This window comes from Ensifer sp. Root127 (genome assembly GCF_001425225.1).
Taxonomy (GTDB): Bacteria; Pseudomonadota; Alphaproteobacteria; order Rhizobiales; family Rhizobiaceae; genus Ensifer; species Ensifer canadensis.
The window spans coordinates 1113487-1135678 of sequence record NZ_LMDX01000001.1 but is presented as its reverse complement, the minus strand read 5'-3'; the positions used below and the strand labels follow the sequence as shown (position 1 = coordinate 1135678).

General features: G+C 63.7%; 20 protein-coding genes. 4 read left to right on the top strand and 16 right to left on the bottom strand.

Going from position 1 to position 22192, the window contains the following annotated elements; genetic code table 11:
* Positions 1–25 precede the first annotated feature (25 nt).
* Positions 26–838, bottom strand: coding sequence for an AraC family transcriptional regulator (locus tag ASD03_RS05330; protein ID WP_025425637.1), 813 nt, complete (start codon positions 836–838; stop codon positions 26–28).
* 229 nt (positions 839–1067) lie between these two features.
* Here ASD03_RS05330 and ASD03_RS05325 point away from each other — a divergent pair, with 229 nt between their 5' ends.
* Complete coding sequence (locus tag ASD03_RS05325) at positions 1068–1772, top strand: DUF2268 domain-containing putative Zn-dependent protease (RefSeq protein WP_025425638.1); 705 nt, start codon at positions 1068–1070, stop codon at positions 1770–1772.
* A gap of 6 nt (positions 1773–1778) precedes the next feature.
* On the opposite strand, the gene ASD03_RS05320 is transcribed toward ASD03_RS05325, so the two are convergent.
* The 7 genes from ASD03_RS05320 to ASD03_RS05290 all read right to left on the bottom strand — a co-directional run bounded on the left by ASD03_RS05320 (position 1779) and on the right by ASD03_RS05290 (position 10690).
* Positions 1779–2183 carry a GFA family protein gene (locus tag ASD03_RS05320; RefSeq protein ID WP_025425639.1) on the bottom strand — a complete coding sequence of 135 codons (405 nt, stop codon included), beginning with the start codon at positions 2181–2183 and terminating at the stop codon, positions 1779–1781.
* A 216-nt stretch (positions 2184–2399) separates the two neighbouring features.
* A complete protein-coding gene (gene iolB / locus ASD03_RS05315) occupies positions 2400–3200 on the bottom strand; it encodes a 5-deoxy-glucuronate isomerase (protein WP_025425640.1) in 801 nt (266 codons plus the stop codon).
* A 235-nt stretch (positions 3201–3435) separates the two neighbouring features.
* Complete coding sequence (gene iolE, locus ASD03_RS05310) at positions 3436–4338, bottom strand: myo-inosose-2 dehydratase (RefSeq protein WP_025425641.1); 903 nt, start codon at positions 4336–4338, stop codon at positions 3436–3438.
* 245 nt (positions 4339–4583) lie between these two features.
* Positions 4584–6437: a 3D-(3,5/4)-trihydroxycyclohexane-1,2-dione acylhydrolase (decyclizing) gene (gene iolD / locus ASD03_RS05305; RefSeq protein ID WP_025425642.1), complete on the bottom strand. Its 1854-nt coding sequence runs from the start codon at positions 6435–6437 to the stop codon at positions 4584–4586.
* 88 nt (positions 6438–6525) lie between these two features.
* The gene (gene iolC / locus ASD03_RS05300) at positions 6526–8463 is read right to left on the bottom strand and encodes a 5-dehydro-2-deoxygluconokinase (RefSeq protein ID WP_025425643.1); all 1938 of its coding nucleotides are present in this window, start codon (positions 8461–8463) and stop codon (positions 6526–6528) included.
* 115 nt (positions 8464–8578) lie between these two features.
* Complete coding sequence (locus tag ASD03_RS05295; RefSeq protein ID WP_025425644.1) at positions 8579–9442, bottom strand: MurR/RpiR family transcriptional regulator; 864 nt, start codon at positions 9440–9442, stop codon at positions 8579–8581.
* A gap of 117 nt (positions 9443–9559) precedes the next feature.
* Positions 9560–10690 carry a Gfo/Idh/MocA family oxidoreductase gene (locus ASD03_RS05290; protein WP_025425645.1) on the bottom strand — a complete coding sequence of 377 codons (1131 nt, stop codon included), beginning with the start codon at positions 10688–10690 and terminating at the stop codon, positions 9560–9562.
* A 279-nt stretch (positions 10691–10969) separates the two neighbouring features.
* Here ASD03_RS05290 and ASD03_RS05285 point away from each other — a divergent pair, with 279 nt between their 5' ends.
* The gene (locus ASD03_RS05285; protein ID WP_025425646.1) at positions 10970–11776 is read left to right on the top strand and encodes a class II glutamine amidotransferase; all 807 of its coding nucleotides are present in this window, start codon (positions 10970–10972) and stop codon (positions 11774–11776) included.
* Positions 11777–11979: 203 nt separating this feature from the next.
* Here the strand turns inward: ASD03_RS05285 and coaBC are convergent, their stop codons facing one another.
* Positions 11980–13200: a bifunctional phosphopantothenoylcysteine decarboxylase/phosphopantothenate--cysteine ligase CoaBC gene (coaBC, locus tag ASD03_RS05280; RefSeq protein ID WP_025425647.1), complete on the bottom strand. Its 1221-nt coding sequence runs from the start codon at positions 13198–13200 to the stop codon at positions 11980–11982.
* A gap of 742 nt (positions 13201–13942) precedes the next feature.
* On the opposite strand from coaBC, the gene ASD03_RS41055 reads away from it, so the two are divergent.
* Entirely contained in the window at positions 13943–14065 is a 123-nt protein-coding gene (locus tag ASD03_RS41055) for a hypothetical protein (RefSeq protein WP_255569781.1), read from the top strand.
* 341 nt (positions 14066–14406) lie between these two features.
* Positions 14407–16020: an ABC-F family ATP-binding cassette domain-containing protein gene (locus tag ASD03_RS05265; RefSeq protein WP_057212521.1), complete on the top strand. Its 1614-nt coding sequence runs from the start codon at positions 14407–14409 to the stop codon at positions 16018–16020.
* A 37-nt stretch (positions 16021–16057) separates the two neighbouring features.
* Here the strand turns inward: ASD03_RS05265 and ASD03_RS05260 are convergent, their stop codons facing one another.
* The 7 genes from ASD03_RS05260 to ASD03_RS05230 all read right to left on the bottom strand — a co-directional run bounded on the left by ASD03_RS05260 (position 16058) and on the right by ASD03_RS05230 (position 22016).
* Complete coding sequence (locus tag ASD03_RS05260; protein WP_025425651.1) at positions 16058–16960, bottom strand: cation transporter; 903 nt, start codon at positions 16958–16960, stop codon at positions 16058–16060.
* Entirely contained in the window at positions 16957–18450 is a 1494-nt protein-coding gene (locus tag ASD03_RS05255; RefSeq protein ID WP_051509147.1) for an MFS transporter, read from the bottom strand. The genes ASD03_RS05260 and ASD03_RS05255 overlap by 4 nt, the downstream gene beginning before the upstream one ends.
* 282 nt (positions 18451–18732) lie before the next feature.
* Positions 18733–19203 carry a nucleoside deaminase gene (locus ASD03_RS05250; RefSeq protein ID WP_025425652.1) on the bottom strand — a complete coding sequence of 157 codons (471 nt, stop codon included), beginning with the start codon at positions 19201–19203 and terminating at the stop codon, positions 18733–18735.
* Between the two features lie 13 nt (positions 19204–19216).
* Positions 19217–19810: an ankyrin repeat domain-containing protein gene (locus ASD03_RS05245; RefSeq protein WP_025425653.1), complete on the bottom strand. Its 594-nt coding sequence runs from the start codon at positions 19808–19810 to the stop codon at positions 19217–19219.
* Positions 19811–20132: 322 nt separating this feature from the next.
* Complete coding sequence (locus ASD03_RS05240) at positions 20133–20912, bottom strand: SDR family oxidoreductase (protein WP_057212519.1); 780 nt, start codon at positions 20910–20912, stop codon at positions 20133–20135.
* Positions 20913–21087: 175 nt separating this feature from the next.
* Positions 21088–21345 carry a hypothetical protein gene (locus ASD03_RS05235; protein WP_025425655.1) on the bottom strand — a complete coding sequence of 86 codons (258 nt, stop codon included), beginning with the start codon at positions 21343–21345 and terminating at the stop codon, positions 21088–21090.
* A gap of 161 nt (positions 21346–21506) precedes the next feature.
* Positions 21507–22016, bottom strand: a complete 510-nt coding sequence (locus ASD03_RS05230; RefSeq protein ID WP_057212517.1) for a GNAT family N-acetyltransferase — start codon at positions 22014–22016, stop codon at positions 21507–21509.
* Between the last annotated feature and the right edge of the window lie 176 nt (positions 22017–22192).

The following is a 22192-nucleotide window of genomic DNA, read 5'->3' as shown; positions in this document are numbered from 1 at the left end:
CAAGAACGCAAAGCGCGTCTTCAGGTCAATGGAATGCATCGGCATAGGCGCCCGGCGAAATGCCGTACTTGCGCACGAAGATTCGGGTCATGTGGCTCTGGTCGGCAAAGCCGCCTTCCACTGCCGCCTCGGCAAGCGGCACGCCCCGCGCAATCAGCCGCCGCGCCAGATCGATGCGGCGTTGCACGAGATAGGCATGCGGCGTGAGCCCGAAGGTTTTCGAAAAACCGCGCACCACCTGAAATCGGCTGAGGCCGGTTGCCTGCGCAAGGTCGGACAGGGTGATGGCGACGGTCGGATCGTCGTCGATCAGGCTTTGCGCTCTGCGCATCGCCGACGGCACATGTCCGCCATGCGTTTTCCCCTCACGCACGCGCATCACATCGGCCAGCAGCGTCAGGACGTGCTCCTCGCCCTGCATCCCCGTCCGATCGCCATCGGGTGCGGTGATCGCGCTAAAAAGAGCCTGGAAGTGTTTCGACGTTCGCTCATCATGGAAGGCGGGAGCGGTGAATTCTGCACTTCGCGTCCTGCCCTGGCTGATGTCCTCCATGGCGTCGGCGATTGCGGAAGGCTCGAAATAGAGCATCCGCCAGGACCGTCCCGCATCGCCGATCGGCATGCCGTCATGGACCTCGCCGGGGTTGACCGTGATCATGTCGCCGGCGCCGGCTTCCACCATGCCGCGACCGCTCAGCGATTTCTGGGCGCCCTGGTGGATGAGGCCGATGCCGAATTGCTCATGCGTGTGGCGGGCAAACACGTGCCCCGACGCCGCCTCGACGGCCTCGATGCCGCCAATGCGGCCGGGGAATATCGTGAATCGGCCCTTTGCCATCGCCTCGCCTGGTCGGGCACTGGCGGCCCGTCGGATGTTTCAGTTCTTTCTTACACCGGCCGCGCCTTTCCGGCCATGGCGATCGACTGTAACCGCTGCGACGGCCGCAAGGTCGGCGCGACAATGGGCGCAGGCATGGGCTGATGCTTTTGTCCTTCCGGCGTTGCAATCGACGGCCGCATGCTTAAATTCCGCCGTCGAATGACGATGACGACCGGAGATGTGCCGAATGCTGGACCTGCGCGTTCACTTCCTCGAAGCCGATGGAGCCCTTGCACAATGGCGCGAGCAGATCCTCGCAGACGTGCAAGTGACGGCAGAGCGTGTCGGCGGCCGCGTTTCCGCGGCCGACAGGGCTGCGCCCGTCGATGTCATCGTCGAGCGCCGGCCGGGCGAGACGATTCCGGAGCTTGGGTTGTCGGGTGCCTGCTACCGCCGCGGGCTCGTGACGGTCACGCTCGATCCGGACAATCCCAACTTCGCCGCCAGTCTCGCCAATGGCGAGCTGCGAAAGACGCTCACGCACGAACTTCACCATTCCTTCCGCCACGCGATGTGCGGTTATGGTTTCAGGCTGGGAGAAGTCTTGGTCACCGAGGGCCTGGCGGACGCTTTCGACGCCGAGATCAACGGTGGCGATGGCAATCGCTGGAACCACGCTATCCCTGCCGAAGACTGGTTGGGGGTTATCGAGCAGGCCGAGCTGGAGCTCTGGGCCGACGCCTACAACCACAGCGCCTGGTTCTTCGGCTGGAGCAGCCATGGCAACCCGCTTCCCCGCTGGGCCGGTTATTCGATCGGCTATCATCTCGTCAAAGCCTACCTCGCGGCCAACCCGGACGCGCGTCCGTCGCAGATGACCGGAACCCCGGCACCCGAGGTGATCGGCCAAGCCTGGGCACACTTGAAAATAAGGATGACGGCCGAGGCATGACCGGGATTAATCCCTGTCGTGACCGGGCAGTGCACCGACGTCGTTGATCCAGGGCAGGGCGGACGAGCGCCAGATCTGTGATTTCGGGGTGAGCTCACGGCGCTGGTTGATCGTCCCGAGGCGAATGCCGACCTCTTCGGCGTCCTCGTCCGTGCCGGTGGTGTAAACCGGCGAACCGCAGTTCGGGCAGAAGAACTGCAGCCGCTTGCGGCCGTTCTCTGCGGTCTTGACGTAGAGCTTTGGTTCGCCCCCGGTCAGTCGGAAATTCTCGCGGGCCGTGCCGGCCGACACCCGGTAGGCCGTTCCCGTCAGTTGCTGGCAATCGGTGCAGTGGCAGATCGCGACATCGTCCGGATCGATCTCCGCCTCATAGGTCACGAAGCCGCAATGGCATTGTCCGTCGATCCGCATGGCAAAGCCTCCCTGAAAGACCATAACCTAGAGCGTTTCCGTCCTAAACGGAGTCACGGAAACGCTCCATTTTTCGCATTTCCTGAAGGAAAGCCGCTTCGCACTAACGGCTCTGGGGCGGCCCGCTTCCGTCCATCCCAGTGCAACGGTACGGCACGGTGCCGTACGGATCGGCGCACACCTAAGGTCCTGATCGGTAGGTGCGCCACGTCGCTCCTAAACGCCGGTAAACAGCCACTCGTGTTCGCGGGCGTTGTGGAACTTCCAGACCCGCTTCGGCCCGGCCATGACGTTGAGATAATAGACGTCGTAGCCGTGCACGGCCGCAACGGGGTGATATCCCCTCGGCACCAGCGTCACGTCCCCGTCTTCCACCGCCATGGTCTCGTCCAGCGAGCGATCGTCGGTATAGACGCGCTGCACGGCAAATCCCTGCGGCGGGTTCAGGCGGTGATAATAGGTTTCTTCCAGGTAGCTCTCGGCGGGCAGATCGTCCTGGTCGTGCTTGTGCGGCGGGTAGGAAGAGGTGTGTCCGCCCGGCGTGATCACTTCGACCACCAGCAGCGACTGGGCGGAGCTGTCGTCCTCGGGCATGATGTTGGTGACATAGCGGGTGTTGGTGCCCTTGCCGCGGGTCAGCTGCGGGTGTGTTCCCGGCTTGATCACCTTGGCCTTGAAACCCTCGCCGCCCGGGGCCGAGCAGATCGCAAGATCGAGATCGGTCGTCGCCGCCACTTGCCAGCGGCTGCCCTTCGGCACGTAGACGGCATAGGGCTGCCCCTCGAACGGCGTCATGCGCTCACCGAGCTCGCCGAAATCCTCGCCATCGACCGAAACCTTCGCCTTGCCCGAAACCAGCACAAGGCAAATTTCCTTGTCGCCCGCCTCGCCCTGCGTCGTCTCGCCCGGCTTCAGCCGATTGAGCGCGAAACCGACATAGGTCCAGCCGGCGCTTTCGGGTGTGACGTTCTGCATCAGGCCGGACTTGGCCTTCGGTTTGACGAGCAGTTTGGACATTTGGGGGTCTCCTGACTTCTTACTTGGCGGCGGCATTCTTGGCCTGCCCCTCACCCTAGCCCTCTCCCCGCAAGCGGGGAGAGGGGATTCTGGAGTGCGCCTGATCTTCTTCGCCTTACGCTGCGAGGGGGGGCGCGGAGCTAGCGGCATTTCCCTTCTCCGCGCGAGCGGGAGAAGGTGGCGGCAGCCGGATGAGGGGCGTTCCCCTCGAACCTGGCAGCCGGATGAGGGGCTGCTAAGCCCGATCGAGCCCGGCTTCCTTGGCAAACGCCTTCAGCGATTTCAGTCCGAGCGACTGATACTCGAAGGGATTGCGCACGGCGGAATCCTGCTCGGCTTCGATCACCAGCCAGCCATCGTAATTGTGTTCGGCGGCGATTTTCAGGACGGGGAGGAAATCGACGCCGCCTTCGCTGTCGCCCGGAACGGTGAAGACGCCGCGGCGCACGCCTTCGAGGAAGGAGAGGCCTTCGCCTTCGACGACCTTGCGCACGGCAGTGCGCACGTTCTTGCAATGGATATGGCGGACGCGGTGCATGCATTTTTTCGCAACCTCGGCCGGGTCGGAGCCGCCGAACCAGGCATGGCCGGTGTCGAGCAAAAGCTTGGTTGCCGGACCGGTGTTCTGCATCAACAGGTCGATTTCCTCGCCGGTCTGGACGATCGTGCCCATGTGGTGATGGTAGACGAGATCGACGCCCTGGTCGGCGCAATATTGCGCGATCGCTTCGAGGTCTGCACCGAATTTCTTCCACTGGTCTGCCGGCAGCACCGGCTTGTCGTTGGCGACCGACTTGGTGTCATCGCCGTGAATGGCGTTCGAGGTCTCGCAGACGATCGCCACCTTGCAGCCATTGTGCTTCAGGAGGTCGAGATGCGGCTGGATCGCCTTCTTCTCTGTCTCGACGTCATGGGTGAGCAGGTTGGTCGAGTGCCAGCCGGAGACGAAGACGAGGTCGTAGGAGGCGAGCTTTGCCTTCAGTGCTTCCGGATCGGAAGGCATCTTGTGGCCCTTCTCGATGCCGTCGAAGCCGATCTTCTGGCAATCGGAGAGGCAATCCTCGAGCGTCAGATGCGCGCCGATCGAATGATCGTCGTCGTTGCTCCAGGCGATCGGATTGGTTCCGTAGCGGATCATGTCTTTCACTTTCTCTTGCGTCATCCGCTTGGGGCGGAAGGTTTGTTGTGTCTCACTCGTACGGCAGGGGAGGGCGACGATGGCTCCTCATCCGGCTGCCGCCACCTTCTCCCCGCTTGCAGGGAGAAGGGATATGCCGCGCTCTCCGAAGTTCCCTCTCCCCGCAGGCGGGGAGACGGTTAGGGTGAGGGGCATAAATGCGCAACGGCGCCCACGTGGACAACGCGGGCGCCGAAAGGGCAATCTCAGCCAAAGCGCTGGGAGGTCAGCGCCTTCTCGTAGCCCTTGCGGGCCTCGTTGACTTCCGTACGGTTGGAAACCTCGGGGACTGCGACATCCCACCAATGGCCGCCTTCGTCGGTGGTGATCAGCGGATCGGTGTCGATGACGATCACGGTCGTGCGGGCTTCGCCTGCCGTTTCCTTCAGCGCCGATTCCAGTTCGGAAATCGAGCCGACCTTGCGGGTGAGCGCGCCCATCGCCGCGGCGTGCGCAGCGAAATCGATCACCGGCAGCTCGACATGGTGCGTGTCGCGCAAGAGGTTGTTGAAGTTGGCACCGCCGGTTGCCATCTGCAGCCGGTTGATGCAGCCGTAGCCGGCATTGTCGAGCAGCACGATGGTGATCTTGGCGCCGAGCATGATCGACGAGGCGATCTCTGAATTCAGCATCATGTAGCTGCCGTCGCCGACCATGACGATGACGTCGCTGTCGGGGCGGGCGAGCTTGGCGCCGAGGCCGCCTGCGACTTCATAGCCCATGGTCGAGAAGCCGTATTCCATGTGGTAGCCGCCGGGCGTTTCCGCCTGCCAGAGCTTGTGCAACTCGCCGGGCAGCCCGCCTGCCGCACAGACGAGGACCGTCTCCGCTCCGCCGCGTGCACGCTGGACCGCACCGATGACCTGTGCGTCCGAAGGCAGCGCCGCATTCGTGGTTGCCGTCGCCTTGTCGGCGGCCTTCAGCCACTCGGCCTTGCCGGCCTTGGCCTTGTCGGTCCAGGCGGTGTCGGCCTTGTGATTGCCGAGCCCGGCGGAAATGCGTTCGAGGCCGATGCGCGCATCGGCGACCAGCGGCAGCCCCTCATGCTTGGCCGCATCGAACGGCTGGACATTGAGGCCGACGATCTTCAGCCCTTCGTTCTTGAACAGCGACCAGGAGCCGGTGGTGAAGTCCTGCAGCCGCGAGCCGACGGCGAGCACGACGTCGGCCGCTTCCGCCAGCTGGTTGGAGGCTGACGTGCCGGTGACGCCGACCGAACCCATGTTGAGCGGATGGCTGTGCGGCAGGGAGGACTTGCCGGCCTGGGTCTCGACAACCGGAATGCCATGCTTTTCCGCGAAGGCGGCCAGCGCCTTGCTGGCTTCCGAATAGAGCACGCCGCCGCCGGCGACGATCACCGGCTTCTCGGCTGCCTTCAGCGCAGCAATAGCAGAGGCGAGCTCATCGGCATCGGGCTCGATGCGGCGCGAAGACCAGACCTTCTCGTCGAAGAAGGCTTCCGGATAGTCATAGGCTTCCGCCTGCACGTCCTGGCAAAGCGAGAGCGTGACCGGGCCGCAATCGGCCGGATCCGTCAAAACCTGCATGGCGCGACGCAGCGCCGGGATGATCTGCTCCGGCCGGGTGATGCGGTCGAAATAGCGCGAAACCGGACGGAAGCAGTCGTTGGCCGAGATCGTGCCGTCGGCAAAACCTTCCACCTGCTGCAGCACCGGATCGGGCCTTCGATTGGCGAAGACATCGCCGGGCAGGAAAAGAACGGGCAGGCGGTTGACGTGGGCAAGGGCTGCCGACGTCACCATGTTCAGCGCCCCGGGGCCGATCGAGGTGGTGCAGGCCATGAAGCGGCGGCGGAAGCTCGCCTTGGCAAAGGCGATCGCGGCATTGGCCATGCCCTGCTCGTTCTGGGCGCGGTAGGTGGGCAGCGTATCCTTGATGCCGTGCAGCGCCTCGCCGACGCCGGCGACGTTGCCATGGCCGAAGATGGCGAAGACGCCGCCGAAGATCGGTACCTTGTTGCCGTCGATGACGGTCATCTGGCGGGTCAGGAACCGCGCCACGGCCTGTGCCATGGTCAGGCGCACGGTCTTCTGGCTCATACTCTGTTTCCTCCTCGTGGCGAAATCGTCCCGTTTCGCCGACTGTATAATTTCTCAGATCGGAATCGAGTTAAGGACTCCGCCGATCCTACGCCGCCTTTGTTTCACCCAGTTGCAGCCAGAGATCCACCAGCGCCTTGAATTTTCCGGCCATGTCGGCGATCGCCTGCTCGTCGGTCATGGTGCCGCCGAGCCAGGCCTTGCTGGCATCGGCAAAGATGGTGCGGCCGACGGCAAAACCCTTGACCGTCTTCGATGTGCGGGCCGCGGCAAAGCCGTCCTTCAGCGCCTCGTAGGGGGCTTCGAGGCCGAGCAGCACGACGCCGCGGCAGAGCGGATCGCGCTTTTCGATGACCGCATCGATCGCTGCCCAGGCGCTGCGGCTTGCCTGCGGCTCGAGCTTCCACCAGTCGGGCTTGAGGCCGGCATCGTAAAGCTCGTTGAGCGCGCGCGGAATGGTCTGGTCGTCGAGCTTGCCGTGTTTGCCGGCGATGATCTCGATCAGGATTTCGCGGCCGACCTTGCGAGCCGCCTCGAAGGCCGAGCGCAGCTTGGCCACCTGCGTCGCTTTCATCTCGGCCGGGTCGTCCGGATGGTAGAAGGACAGCACCTTGATGCAGTGGTCGACCGGCCAGTCGATCAGGCGGCTGCCGAGGTCCTGGCTGAATTCGAACTGCAGCGGCCGCGAGCCCGGAAGCTCGATCGGCTTGCCGATCCAGAAGTCGCGGTGGGCGCCGGCAGCATAAAGCGCGTCGCGGCCGTATTTGTCGTCGATCAACATGCCGAAGCCGGAACGGCCGGCCGCCACCTGTGCCGCCGCCTTGACTGCCAGAACCTTGAAGGCCGGGATGCGGGCAAGTAGCTCCGGGTTGCCGGCGGCCACATCTTCCAGCTGGCTGCGATGGTCGATCGCCAGCGCCATCAACAGCGGGATTTCGCGGCGGCGCGTGGTCGCCCAATGCACGTGATTGATCGCCTCGTCCTTGCGCAGCGCCCGTTCCTTGCTGCCCTTCTCCAGGAAGAACTGCAGCTCGGTCCAGGTCGGGATCTCAGGCGCGCAGAGCAGGCGGGAGACGGCAAAGGCGCCGCAGGCGTTGGCCCAGGTCGCGGAGGTCGCATGCGGTTCGTTCTTCAGCCAGCCGCGCAGGAAGCCGGACATGAAGGCGTCTCCGGCGCCGAGCACATTGTAGACTTCGATCGGGAAACCCTTGCCGACGATGCCGTCTTCGAGGTTATCGGAAATCGGACCGTCATAGACGATACAGCCCATCGGGCCGCGCTTCAGGACGATCGTCGCCGTGGACAGCGCCCGGATCGTCTTCAGCGCTTGCAGCAGGTCGCTTTCGCCCGACGCGATCAACACTTCTTCCTCGGTGCCGACGATCAGGTCGCAGTCGGCGAGAACTGTCTTCAGATGGGCCGAGACGCGGTCGGAGGCGATGTAGCGGCTTTCGCCGGCATCATGGCCGGCAAGGCCCCAGAGGTTCGGGCGGTAGTCGATGTCGAAGACGATCTTCGCGCCGTTTTCCTTGGCGATACGCATCGCCTTGCGCTGCGCCGCATCGGTGTTGGGCTTGGAAAAGTGCGTGCCGGAAACCAGGATGGCCCGCGCCGAACGAATGAAGTCTTCAGAAACGTCGTCTTCGCACAGCGCATTGTCGGCGCAGTTGTCGCGGTAGAACAGCAGCGGAAAGGACTTGTCGTTCTCGACGGCGAGGATGGCGAGCGCCGTCAGGCGCTCCGGGTCGGTTACCATGCCGCGGGTCTCGACGCCTTCGCGGGTCAGCTGCTCACGAATGAAACGGCCCATCTGCTCGTCGCCGACGCGGGTCAAAAGCGCCGACTTCAACCCGAGCCGCGCGGTGCCGACGGAGATGTTGCAGGGGCAGCCGCCGACCGATTTGGCAAAGCTCGCAACGTCCTCAAGCCGGGTGCCGATCTGCTGGCCATAGAGGTCGACCGATGCCCGGCCTATGGTGATGAGGTCGAGCGGCTTTGCTCCCTGTGGCGAAACGTTCTGGCTCACTGCTTCCTCCCCGCGGACGCCTTTGCGGCCCCGACCATTCTCGTTCTGTGGGTGATGCAGGTATGAAACATAAATTCCGGCGTTTCGTCAATATAGAATTTTCATTCTATCCGTTCTATTCCGTCCTCGTCTCTTCAAGCAGGCGGCGACGCTTCTCGGCAATGGCGACTGTCAGCGCCATGGCGAAGGCCATGCTGGCGGAAAGCGAGCGGAAGCCGGCGTGATCCGCCTCGACCAGTTCGAACCAGACCTTGGAAGATTCCGCCAGCGGCGAGAACGCCGAGTCGGTCAGCGACACCACCGGCACCTTGCGCTCGGCAAGCAGCCGCGCCTGGGTGGCGCTTTCGGAGGCGTAAGGCGAGAAGCTGACGGCAAACGCGGCATCGTTCTTGCCAGCCATCGCCAGCATGTCGTCATCGATGCCGGCGGCCGTGCCGACCAGCTGGTATTTCACCTTCAGCTTGCCGAAGGCATAGGCCATGTAGCTGGAGATCGGATAGGAGCGGCGCTTGGCGATCAGATAGACCGTCTCGGCCTTGGCGAGGATGTCGACCGCGCGCTCAAAGGCTTCCGGGTCGACCGAGGTTGCGATGTTGTCGAGCGAGCGGTGGGCGGCGGCGACGAAGCCGTTGAAGATCGAGCCGCTCTCGAGCTTGCTGTGTTCGTTCTCGCTCAGTGCCTTCAGCCGGTCTTCGTAGCCAGGCGTGCGCTCGCGCAGGCGGGCGCGGAAAATCTGTTGCAGGCTGGAGAAGCCCTCGAAGCCGAAGTGCTGGGCAAAGCGCACCAGGGTCGACGGCTGGACGTCGGCCGAGGTGGCGATGCTTGCGGCGGTGCCGAAGGCAATCTCGTCGGGATTGTCAAGCGAATAGGCGGCCACCTGCTTCAACCGTTTCGGCAGCTGCGCCTTTCGCTCCAGAATGACCGCCTTCAGCGCTTCGAAATCCTGCGGGACCTCCGTCGTCGTTTCAGGCGTTGCCATTCTTGTCTGTCTCCAGTCTGACCCGTGTTCTCTAGTGACCTCACACTAATCGAATAGCGGCGGCTGGGATAGAACAGGCATTCCATTTTTTGCCGCCTTTTCCATTCCGACTTTTCGTCAGCCGATCTGGACCCATTCGTTGGTCTTTGCCGATTGATAGGTGGCCGAGAGCACCTTCTGCACCTCATAACCCTCGCGGAAATCGGTCGATGGCGGTTTGCCCTTGGCGATCGCCTCAAGGAACTCGTTCACCTCGATGGCCTTCAGATCATTGAAGCCGATCTGGTGGCCGGGTGCCACGCAGAAGGCGCCGTAGGGCGGATGCTCGGGCCCGGCCCAGATGGTGCGGAAGCCGCGGCTGCGAATATCGTCGCCGGTGGAGTAGACGCGGATCTCGTTCAGGCGCTCCTGCGTGAAGACGATGCTGCCCTTGGAGCCGTAGATCTCGAAATCGTGCTGCATCTTGCGGCCGGTGGCGATCCAGTTGGCCTCGAAGCTGCCGGTCGCGCCGTTTTCGAAGCGCACGAAGGCGCGGGTGATGTCGTCGACCTCGACGGCGCGCATCTCGCTGGCGCCGGCAGAGACGGGGCGCTCAGGGATCTGGATGATGGTTTCGGCAAGCACCGATTTGATCGGCCCGACGAGGTGACGCATGGAGGCGATGATGTGGCTGCCGATATCGGCAAGCGCGCCGCCGCCGCTGGCCGGGTTCAGCCGCCAGCCCCACGGCACCGAGGCATCGGCCATGAAGTCTTCGGCATGGACGCCGCGCATGGAGCGGATCTCGCCGATCTCGCCGCTCTCGATGATGTCCTTGGCGAGGAAGATCAGCGGGTTTTTCAGGTAGTTGAAACCGACCTGGGTCGTGACGCCGGCCTTTTCCGCAGCCGCGACCATTTCGGCGCAGTCAGTGACCATCGGCGCCAGCGGCTTTTCGCAATAGACATGTTTGCCATGGGCAATGGCCGCCAACGCCATCTCCTTGTGCAGAAGGTTCGGCGTGGTAATGTCGATGATGTCGATGTCGGGGTCGGTCAAAAGTTCGCGCCAGTCCGCCGTCGCCTTGCGAAAGCCGAGACGCCGGCGGGCGTTTTCCGCGCTTTCGGTGGTCACATCGGCAACCGAAACCAGGTCAAGCTCGAAGGGCAGATCGAACACCCGCGCGGCGATGGTAAAGCCGAGCGCATGCGCCTTGCCCATGAAGCCCGTGCCAATCAGGCCCACACCCAGTTTCTTCTTGCTGCTCATGCCATTCCTCCGGGGTCAACGACCGTGTCGTGGCTCGGAATGAAATGAAATGTGCAAGATTTGTCAACATGGAATATTTGTTCGAAAATATATTGGAGGTCTATGGAGGCGCCTTGGTTGATGTTTCTGTCGAGACAGCGCGATCGGGTGGCCGAGAATACGGTCCCGGCAGAGCCTGGATGAATTTGTTAACGCATTTTTACCATGTTTCGTCGGAACATCGCTCATGGTTAACGAATCGCATCCGTATGAACGGTGCGAAACCGGAGTGATTTCAGCATGTGCCGCTGGGCAGCCTATCGCGGGGAGCCGCTCTATCTCGAGGAACTGGTGACCTCTCCGGCGCACTCGCTGATCGAGCAGTCCCATTGCGCCACGCGGGCAAAGACGGCGACCAACGGCGACGGCTTCGGCATTGCCTGGTACGGCGACCATCCGGAACCTGGGCGCTACCGCGACATTCTCCCCGCCTGGTCCGACTGCAATCTGAAGAGCATTGCCCGCCAGATCCGCTCGCCGCTGTTCCTCGCCCATGTGCGGGCGTCGACCGGTGGCGGCACCCGGCGCGACAACTGCCATCCCTTCGTCTTCGGGCGCTGGTCCTTCATGCACAACGGCCAGATCGGCGACTTCGAACATCTGCGCCGGCCGATGGAGAGCATGCTCGACAACGACCTCTATTCGGCCCGCACCGGCACGACGGATTCCGAACTCCTGTTCCTGCTCGCCATGCAGTTTGGTCTCGACCACAATCCGCTCGGCGCGATCGCCGAAGCGCTGGCCTTCATCGAACAGCTTGCCGAACATCTGGAGCGCCAGGTTCTGGTGCGCTTCACCGCCGCCTTCTCTGACGGCAACGATCTTTATGCGGTGCGCTATGCCTCCGACTGGAAGGCGCCGACGCTCTACGCAGCACCCATGGGCCCGAGCGGCGGTTACTGTCTTGTCTCCGAACCGCTCAACGACGACGACGGCGCCTGGGTCGAAATTCCTGACGGCACGGCCGTGATCGTCGGCGAAAACGGCGTCGATGTCAGGCTGTTCTCGACGCAGGGCGCGCCGGTACGCAAGCACCGTTCGGCCTGAGGCTTTCAGCATATCGGTGGGCAGTGAGCGGCCCCTCATTCGGCTGCCGCCACCTTCTCCCCGTTTTCACGGGGAGAAGGGATACGCCGCACTCGCGCGTTCCTTTTGCTGCGGATGCTTCATCCACACAGGGCACGTTCCCTCGCCCCGCCTGCGGGGAGAGGGTTAGGGTGAGGGGCTTTTTGGCCAGGTACGGCGATTGATCAACCCTGTTCTCTTCGCTCCAGCTCAGCCGCAATCAGCGCCGCCAATTTTTCGGCAACCGCTTCCTTGTCCATCTCCGGCCAGTCGTCGTTGCCGTCGGCCGAGATCAGCTTCACCCGGTTGCGATCGCCACCCATGATGCCGGTTGCCGGCGAGACGTCGTTGGCGAGAATGTAATCGGCACCCTTGCGCTCGAGCTTCGAGCGGCCGTTGTCGGCGACGTTCTCCGTCTCGGCGGCAAAGCCGACGACCAGCTTCGGCCGGTTTGCATGGTGGCCGACCGTCTTGAGGATGTCCGGGTTCTCGGCCAATTGAAGCGGTGGCGGCGCTTCGCCCGGCTTCTTCTTGATCTTGTTGCCGGCCGCACTTGCCACCCGCCAGTCGGCAACGGCCGCGACCATCACCGCAACGTCGGCGGGAAGGGCGGCAAGCACTGCATCGCGCATTTCCTCGGCGCGCTCGACATGGATCACGTTGACACCTGTGGGGTCGGGGATCGTCACAGGGCCGGACACCAGCGTCACATCCGCGCCGAGCCTGGCGAGCGCCGCGGCAATGGCGTGGCCCTGCTTGCCCGACGAGCGGTTGGCGATGTAGCGCACCGGGTCGATCGGCTCATGCGTCGGGCCGGATGTGACGACCGCCTTGCGTCCGGCAAGTGGCTTCGCGCCGCCTGCAAGCAGGTTTTCGACGGCAGCGACGATCGCCAGCGGCTCGCTCATCCGTCCTTCTCCGGCCTCGCCGCTCTCCGCCATTTCGCCGGCTTCAGGGCCGATGAAATGGATGCCGTCGGCGGCGAGCGTCGCGCGGTTGCGCCGGGTTGCCGGGTGCGCCCACATCTTCGGGTTCATCGCCGGCGCGACCAGCACCGGACGGTCGGTGGCCAGCAGGATGGTCGAGGCGAGATCGTCGGCATGACCGTTCGCCATCTTCGCCATCAGGTCGGCGGTAACAGGGGCGACGACGATCAGATCGCATTCGCGCGCCAGCCGGATATGGCCGACATCCTGTTCGTCCTCGCGCGAAAACAGCTCGAGATAGACATGCGAGGCGGAAAGCGCGCCGACGGCAAGCGGTGTCACGAACTGTTGCGCACCTGATGTCATGACTGGCCGGACGCTGGCGCCGCGCTCGCGCAGCCGGCGGATAAGGTCCAGGCTCTTATAGGCCGCAATGCCGCCGGAGATGATCAGGAGAATGCGTTTGCCCGACAGTGTCATTGCGTCCCAGCCTTGCGGCCGCCTTCTTAACCGGAGTTCTTTCCGGTTCAGCCATGGTGTTCAACAGCATCCCTTTCGACGGCTTCGCCGGCGGAGGGACGCGGTTGCAGCGACCCTACTTGAGCGTTTCATCGGGCGCAACGTGTCTGGCCGAACGCCACAATTGCAGCCGTGGCGGCGCACGCCTGGAGGGGCGTTCGGCGATCCTTGCGCGCCGGCAGCAGATCACCCGATCCAGATGGCGCGCCTGGCCGCGTTCCCTTTCTAGCGGCGAATATCCCTTGGTATCTCACTGCCGAAGGCGCATAGTGCATCCATCATCGACCGATCGAACGGGCGTCGGTGGCTGAGAGATCGTTACGCTTTCGCCCCAACTGAGGAGATCGCGTGATGCACCCCATCGACGGATTTCGTGGGCGACCGATCCTTCCCGAGGAATTCCCGATGGTTGCCGATGTTTTTCGGGATGCCGTCCGAGTGCGATACCCGGCGCTTGATCGCGAAGAGGGCGAGGCAATCCTGGCCCGACTCATGGACTTGCACCACAGCCGTGTCGAAAGTCGGCTGCCCCTGGTCCAATAGCTGTCGACCTTCGGATCTGCCGTCCTCAGCAGCCAAAACGCGTCGCGGATGCCGCTCCAGATTTCCGCGCGGGCCTCCCGCACCTCATAAGATGACACGCAGGCGATCGCGTGGCCCGGCCCCAACGGCCGTCGGGCATTTCGACGCCAGGGAGAATGCCATGCTTCATACCTTTGCAATGCATATTCGCCGCTATGACTACGCGCTTGCCGCAATCAAGATGTCGCTCATCCTGTCCCTGCTGGTGATCGCGCTGATCACGCTGAACGGTCTCGTCTGGTAATCGTCCAAAGGCGGTACCATCTGCTCCAGACCGGGCGACCACGCTCGTGTGCCGCCCACACTGTGTTCCAATACCATCTCCAATCGATCAGTGCCGAACGCGGCCGGATCTGGCTTCAAAGCAAGCAGAATGCCGGTTGCACGGGCGCCAAGGATGTTTCCAGACTGAGCGGCGACCAAGTGCTCACGGTTCGCGGCGAGCGGCTATGGCATCCTTGCCTTGAAGAAAACACGATCGATGTTATCTTTGCATCGATAGAAATTACCACAGGATACACGCATCGATGGATTTCCACCTGACAGCAAAGCCCACTCTTTTTGCCATCAGGGAAATCCGTATCCATGCCTGTTTCGATCTCGCTCTCCCATCTCACCTGGTCAACGCCTGACGGCCGCAGCCTCTTTTCCGACCTGAGCCTGACGTTCGGCCCGGCGCGCTCTGGCCTTGTCGGGCGCAATGGCGTCGGCAAAAGCACGCTGCTGAAGCTGATTGCGGGAACACTCCAGCCGCAGGCCGGCACAGTCTCGGTCGACGGCAGCCTCGGCATCCTGCGCCAGACGGTGCAGGTCGCCGAACAGGAGAGCGTCGCCGACCTCTTCGGCATTGCCGATGCGCTGGCGCTTCTACGCCGAGCGGAGGAAGGCACCGCCAGCATCGACGAGCTGTCGATTGCCGACTGGACGCTGGAGGCGCGACTGGCCGCAGCGCTCGCTCGCCTCGGGCTGGAGGCAGAAGCGCAGACGCCGCTCTCATCGCTATCCGGCGGGCAGCTGACCCGTGCCAAGCTGGCGGCATTGGTCTTTGCCGATCCCGATTTCATCCTGCTCGACGAACCCACCAACAATCTCGACCGCGCCGGGCGCGAGGCAGTGATCGAGCTGATGGCGAACTGGCGTGGCGGCGCCATCGTCGTGAGCCACGATCGCGAGCTTCTCGACACGATGGATGTGATCGTCGAACTCACCTCTCTCGGCGCCACCAGCTACGGCGGCAACTGGAGCCACTATCGCGAGCGCAAGGCGATCGAACTCGCATCGGCCCGGCACGATCTTGCCGACGCGGAACGACGCCTTGCGGAGGTCGACCGCAAGACGCAGGAGCTCGCGGAGCGCAAGGCCCGAAAGGATAGCGCCGGCCGCAGAAAGCGCGCCAAAGGTGACGAGCCGCTTCTGCTGCTCGATGCGAAGAAGGAGCGCAGCGAAAAGACGGCGGGCGACAACGCGCGGCTTTCCGAGCGGCGACGCGATCAGGCGCTCGGCGATCTTGCCGCCGCCCGCGAACGCATCGAGATCCTCCAGCCGTTTTCGGTCCGGCTGCCTTCGACCGGGCTGCCGCCCGGCCGTGCCGTTCTTCAGGTCGATGATGTCAGCGCCGGTTATATCCCGGACCGTCCGGTGCTCGCCAATCTGTCGCTGACGATTGCCGGGCCGGAGCGGGTGGCGATCACCGGCCGCAACGGTTCAGGCAAGACGACGTTTCTGTCGCTGATGTCAGGCAAGCTTGCTCCCTGGTCGGGTCAGGTTCGGGTTCTGACGGACTTTGCCATTCTGGATCAACAGGTGAGCCTGCTCGATCCGCAGGTGTCGATCCGCGACAACTTCCGCCGGCTCCATCCCGGCGCCGGCGAAAACGCCTGTCGGGCGGCGCTCGCGCGGTTCATGTTCCGCGCCGACGCGGCACTGCAGCGCGTCTCCAGCCTGAGTGGCGGGCAGATGCTGCGTGCGGGGCTCGCCTGCGTGCTTAGCGGCGAGAGCCCGCCTGATCTCCTGATTCTCGACGAGCCGACCAACCATCTCGATATCGATTCCATCGAGACGGTGGAGGCGGGACTGCGGGCTTTCGACGGGGCGCTCATCGTCGTCAGCCACGACGAGGCGTTTCTGGAGGCGATCGGCATAACGCGCCGGATCGATCTGACGACCCCGTCGGCAGGTCGTCGCTCGAACGTTCGTTAAAGGCGGATGATTTCGGGCGGCACGCCGGCAGTGGGCGCTACTGCGCCCATTTCACGTCGCCGGTAAAGGCGATCGTCAGCCAGCGATCGCGCCCGGCCTCGCCGATTTCCGCGCCGATCTCGGCGCGGATCGCATCGAGGCTCGCAAGCGTATCCACCCGGGTTTCGGCCGATCCGATCAGGTAGATCTCGATCAGCCGGGCCCTGCCGACCTTGGCGACGTATGTGCGATAATCGGCAAAGCCGTGGCGGCTGGCGGCATTGCGCGCTGCCTCGCGCACTTTCTCGTCCAGTTCCGCCGGGGCGACTAGGAAGATTTCCTTCAGCGCGGCATAGACGGTCTTCAGCGGAAGCGGGATCAGGCAAAGTGTCAGAACCACCAGAATTGCCGGGTCGGCATAGGGCGTCCAGTCTTCATAGGCGGTGCCCTTCAGCATCGCGGCGACCACGAAAGCAACAAGCAGGGCTGCGGTAATCGTGCCCGACATCGCCCAGGCACGCACATCCAACGCCAGGAATTCCGAGCCGATCGTGCGGTTCGCCCGCCGCCCGTAGATGAACATCACGATGCAGATGACGACGACGACGGCGGCATAGGCGATCGCCCAGTCGAAGGCGAGTTCGCGGCCGCCCGACAGCAGCGAGTCGACGGCGTTGATAAGGGCGTAGAAGGAGAGCGTCGTGAGTAGGCCGGCGTTTAACAGCAGGACCATCGGCTCGATATGCCAGAAGCCCATTTGAAAGCGGCTGCTTTCCCGTGGGATCAGCCGCGTCACTCCCAGCGCCAGCAGCGTCATGGCGGCGTCGACGACGGAAAACACCCCGTCGAACACGATCGACACCGATCCGGACAACAGGCCGAACAGCACGCCTGTCGCGCCGACGACGATGGTGGCGGCGATCGATCGCTTGAGGACGGTTTGTTCGGTGGCGGTGGTCATGATCTTGTATTCACTCCTGTTTCGACGCGGTGCTTAGGCTGTGCCAGTGACGAAATGGTGACGGTGATCACGCAGACGAGGCGATGGTAGCGCTTCCGGTTGGCAAGAAAAAGCGGCGGCAGCGCTGCCCTGCGGCGATCTCGTGTCGCACCAGGGAGGCGATCGATGAGCCCAAGCATGATGATTGTGAACACGAATACCACCCCTGCGTGGGGCAATGCTGCCTCCGGCCCTAGGCGAATTGACCGAAGCGCATGAGATCTCGGCCGACGGCGCTGCCATCGAGCGCATCGGTGCGTGCCGGCGGGGCGGCGGCATGGAATGGCCGATTGCAAACAGGAGCGCGCTTGCCGCTGAAAGCAGCGCGAACAGCAGGAACATGCCGGCGCCGCCGCTTGCGCCGAGTGCAAGGCCGCCGATGAGCGGCCCAAGGAAATTGCCGACGGTGGACAGTGAATGGGCGCCGAAATAGGTGCCGCGATTGCCGGCATCCTGCCGTCGACCAGCACATATTCCGAGGGCACGACGAGCACCTCGCCGATGGTGAAGAGGATCATCGAGGCGACCAGCATTTCGACGCCGGACGAGGCTGCAAAGCCGATTTCACCAAGCAGGAACAGCAGGCAGCCGAGCGACAGCGCCTTGAGCGCGCCGATCCTTTCAATGACGAAGCGGGCGGGCGTGCTGGCGACGAGCACCGTTGCTGCGTTGGTCGAAACCAGCAGCGCGAACAGGGTGACGCCATCCTCGAAGCCGGTGTTGAGATATTGCGACAATGTCACCGACCATTGACCATGAACGGCCAAAAGCAGGGTGCCGCCGATGACGAAGAAGATCAGTCGGCGGTCGCGCAAGGCAGCGACAAGCCCGCGCCAGCCGCCCGTGGTGTTGGACCCCGGTCCCGTCTCGACCGCCCGTCTGTTGCTCGCTTCCGGCACGGTGAAGAACAGCACGAGGCCGAAGGCCGCATGCATGATGCCGGCAATGATGAATAGGGTCGAATAGGCAGCGCCGACCCAGACGCCGATCAACGGCCCGACGGCCCAGCCGGCATTGATCGCCAGATAGCGCCAGGAGAATACCCGCAGGCGCAGATGCGCTGGCGCGGCATCGCTCATCAATGCGCGCGAAACCGGTTCATAGACGGCGGCGGCAACCGCAGAGACGATATGCGCCAGCGCGAAGGCGGCGATCGAGTGCGCCAGCCCGAGCCCCGCCAGCGCCAGTCCGGCCATGAAGAGCGCTATGGTCAGCACACCCGTTCGGCCGATGCGATCGGACAGGCTGCCGGCAAACGGGCTGATGATCGCGCCGAGCAGGGGGCCCGCGCCAATCAGGACGCCGATACCTGCCGGGGTAAGGCCAAAATCCCGCTGCAGGCGGATCGCGAGGAAGGTCAGGCTCATGCCCTTGGCGATCGTCACCACGCCGGAGCCGGCGATGAGAAGCAGCGCCACCAGGCGGCCCGTGCGTTCGGAAAAGGCATTCATCGCAGCACCCGCGGGCTGGGCCGCCGACGTTCTCCGAGGAACGCTGGGCGGCAGGGAGGAGAGGGCAATCTCACCTTCGCGATTACACTCGCCGCGTGTGTTCGGCAAGGGCTCTGGTTGTCGAGACACCGTCGGTCGGCGTGAGCAGGCGGGTTGTTCCGGCGCCTCACTGCCTTTGCCGTGCCCGTCCGCCCGTCGGAGGCACCACCGGCCGGCGCTGGCAGTGGCCGCCGCAGGGGGCTGCCCAAGCTGTGGCTGGGCTTGACCGGTGCCGGCCGCTTGTCAGCCCTCTTTTTGACGATGCTGCCATTCCGCATAGAGCGGTGCCAGGTCGTTATCGTCGACCGGCACATGGCGAAAGCGCATCGACTGTTCGCCAAGGGGTTTTGCCAGTTCGGCATAGACTGCCGCCGTCGACAGCCCGTAGGGTTCGGCGTCGGCATTCGAGTGGGCGTAGGCGATCTCGGTGATGCCGGCCATGCGCATGGCCGCAATGCACATCGGGCAGGGTTGGCCGCTGGCATAGATCGCAACGCCTTCAAGACGGGGAGACCCGAGGCGCTTTGCCGCCAGGCGAAGGGCATTCATCTCGGCATGCGATGTCGGATCGCCGGTTTCAAGCATCTCGTTGACGCCGCTGGCGATAACCTCGCCGTTGCGAACGGCAACCGCGCCGAAGGGACGGCCACCTTTTTCGACATTGGCGCGGGCAAGGGCGACAGCCTCGCCGAGAAAGCGTCTTTCCTGCTTCATGTCCCCTCCGATTTCAACGGGCGCCGGCGGCGGTAAGCAGCTTTTCAATCCGGCCATAGCCGCGCTGCCGGGCGTGGCTCAATGGGCTCACGCCCTCGCCATCGGCAAGATTGACGTTCGCGCCCGCGTCGATCAGCAATCGCACGATCTCCGTATGCTTTTCGCCGCCGGTGCCGAGAATGATGGCTTCGATCAGCGCCGTCCAGCCCAGCCGGTTGACGTGATCGACATCGACGCCCGCCTCGATCAGCGTCTTCACCGTTTCGACGTGGCCGCGTTCTGCCGCAGGGATCAGCGCCGTGCCGCCGTAACGGTTGGTGCTTTTGAGGTCGGCGCCGTTGGCAAGCGTCAGCTTCAGGATTTCGAGATGGCCGCGCGCGCCAGCATAGAGGTAGGGACTGTCCTCGATCTTGTCCTTCGCATTGACATCCGCGCCGGCTTCGATGAGCGCGCGGGCAGCGTCGATGCGGTTTTCGTGTGTGGCGACGAGCAGAGCGGTCGCGCCGCTTGCGTCACGCGCGTCGAGCGTTGCTCCGCGCTTGATCAATTCGCGCAGTTCGGCGGCGTTGCCGGCCGAAGCTGCGGCAATCATTTCCTTTTCAAGCATGGCGGCTCCTGCAGCGGCGGGAAGAAGGGCTGAGGCGAAGAGTGCAATCCCGAGCAGCCACCCGGTCGATGGTGAGTTCATGGGGGTCATTCCAGTCGTTTAGCCAGTCGTTTGGCCAGTCGTATGGTCAGCCGGGCAAACGGCGCCCGGCTGCAGGTTTTACTGCATAACCCCTGAAACCAGCATCAATTTGCGGTGAAGTTCACCTGCGAAATTGAAGCTTCTGAACGCCATGTCTGACGCACGATGCAATAATAAATGACCGCCTTGAGCCGGTCGCTTGTATTTTCAAGGGAGGGGCAGGGCGGACTGACGCGGCAACTCAGAGCATCGATCGGCTGAGACCGCCGTCGACGGGAAGTGCCACGCCCGTGACATAGGCCGCGGGCCGGCCCGCGAGAAATGCGGCGGCAGCGCCGAATTCCGCCGGCGTTCCATAGCGGCCGATTGGAATATCCGCCTGGCTGCGCGCGGCAACCGTGGCGATATCGACGCCTTCGTTCTCGGCGTCCATGCGGTCGAAGCCCAAGGTGCGGTCGGTCGCAAGCCGCCCCGGCAACAGCATGTTGACGGTCACGCCGTCGGCGGCGACTTCGCCGGCCAGCGTCTTCAGCCAGCCGGCAACAGCGCTTCGAAGCGCGTTGGAGGCGGTCAGGCCCGGGATCGGCTCGCGGATGCTGGTCGAAGCGACGGCAATGATGCGGCCGAAACCGCGCTCCCTCATGCCGGGCAGAACCCGGCCGGTGATGCGCATGCCGGCGAGCACCATGGTCTCGAACTGCGTCCGCCAGAACTCCGGCTCGATGGTGGACGCAAGCGACGGCGGCGGCCCGCCGCCATTCAGGATGAGAATGTCGATCGCGCCGAAATCGGCGGSGAGCCGATCGAGCAGCGCGTCGAGGCTTTCGGGCTTGGAAAGATCGAGCGCAAAACCGCGGGCGCTCGAACTGAGCTCTGCTGCGACCTTTTCGGCCGTAGTTGCGTCGCGACCGGTCACCGCGACGGCAACGCCTTCAGCCGCGAGTGCTTCGGCGATGCCGCGTCCAAGCCCCTTGCTGCCGCCGAGCACGAGCGCCTTCTTGCCTGTGATGCCGAGATCCATGACGGTCTACCTTCCCATGCGATTTGCGTTGCTGCTTTTGGAGCCCGGCAGCGACGCGGCGTCAATGGGGTAAGCGGATGGGAACCGGCAATTCGGATGAAGGTGATGAGCGCCAGACGTCGAAAAGCCCGGCCGGAAACCGGCCGGGCCTCGTGTCCCTCGCCCCTTGCTATTATTAACGGCAGATGCGGATACGCTCGTAGTAGACATTGCCGTAGTGATCGTAGCGCCTGACTTTCTTGATGAAGCAATAGGGGCGATACTCGTCGTAGTAGCCACCGTAATAGCCGTCGACATAGCCGATCTGGCCGCTCCAGCCATGGCCGTAGGCGCCGTTGCTGAAGCCGATCGTCACACCGCCAGCCTGTGACGGCGCGGCAAAGGAAACGGCTGCGGTGATTGCGACGGCCGCGGCGATGATGATCTTGCGCATGGTGTTCTCTCCTCCAGGGATGAACTCCCGTCATCCATGGGGAGAAGATCGCATGTCGTCTGCTTATTCGCAGTTCCGGATGGAACATGGTTGCAGCCGGCGGCAGAACCGAAAGCCCTGCCACCTCTTCCTCACCACCCGGACGCATGGTCCGGCCGCGATCAGGCGCGAATGCGCGCCATCGCCAGCACGTCGGCCAGCACGCCATTGCGCAGAGCATAGGCCCTGTGCGTGCCTTCGGGTTCGAAGCCGGTCTTGTGATAAAGCGCGATTGCCGCTTCGTTGTCGGTAAAGACGGTCAGCTCGATGCGGCTGATCCCAAGCCAGTTATCGGCAGCATCGATCAGAGATGTAAGAAGTGTCTTACCGATGCCTTCGCCGCGGTGGTTGTCATCGACGCTGATGCCGAGCACGGCGGAGTGATGCCGGCGCCCCTTATTGCGGTGCAGACCGGCCATGCCGACGATGCGGCCGTCGCGCTCGGCCACGATCACAGTGTTGTCCTCCGACAGGCCCTCCATCCACTTGCGCGTCTGCTCCGGTGTCGAATAGGGCAGTCTGAGCGTGCCGGAGCGGATGCCCGGCTGGCTCATAAGTGCGGCGATCGCTTCCCAGTCGACGACGCGCGCCGCTCGAATCCTGAGTGTCGGGGAGGGGGTGGCTTCGGTCATTGTTTCCTCATCAGCTCGCTGGCACCGAGGAAACAGGACCAAACCCTGCTCGCCTCGGCAGGGTTGGTCGGGGGACAGTCCGTTTAACGCACGTGGTCTCCCGCACACCCCTGGATATGCGTGCAAAGCACCATTGCGATCATCGAACGATTGTCCATGTCGGAACGATAACAAGC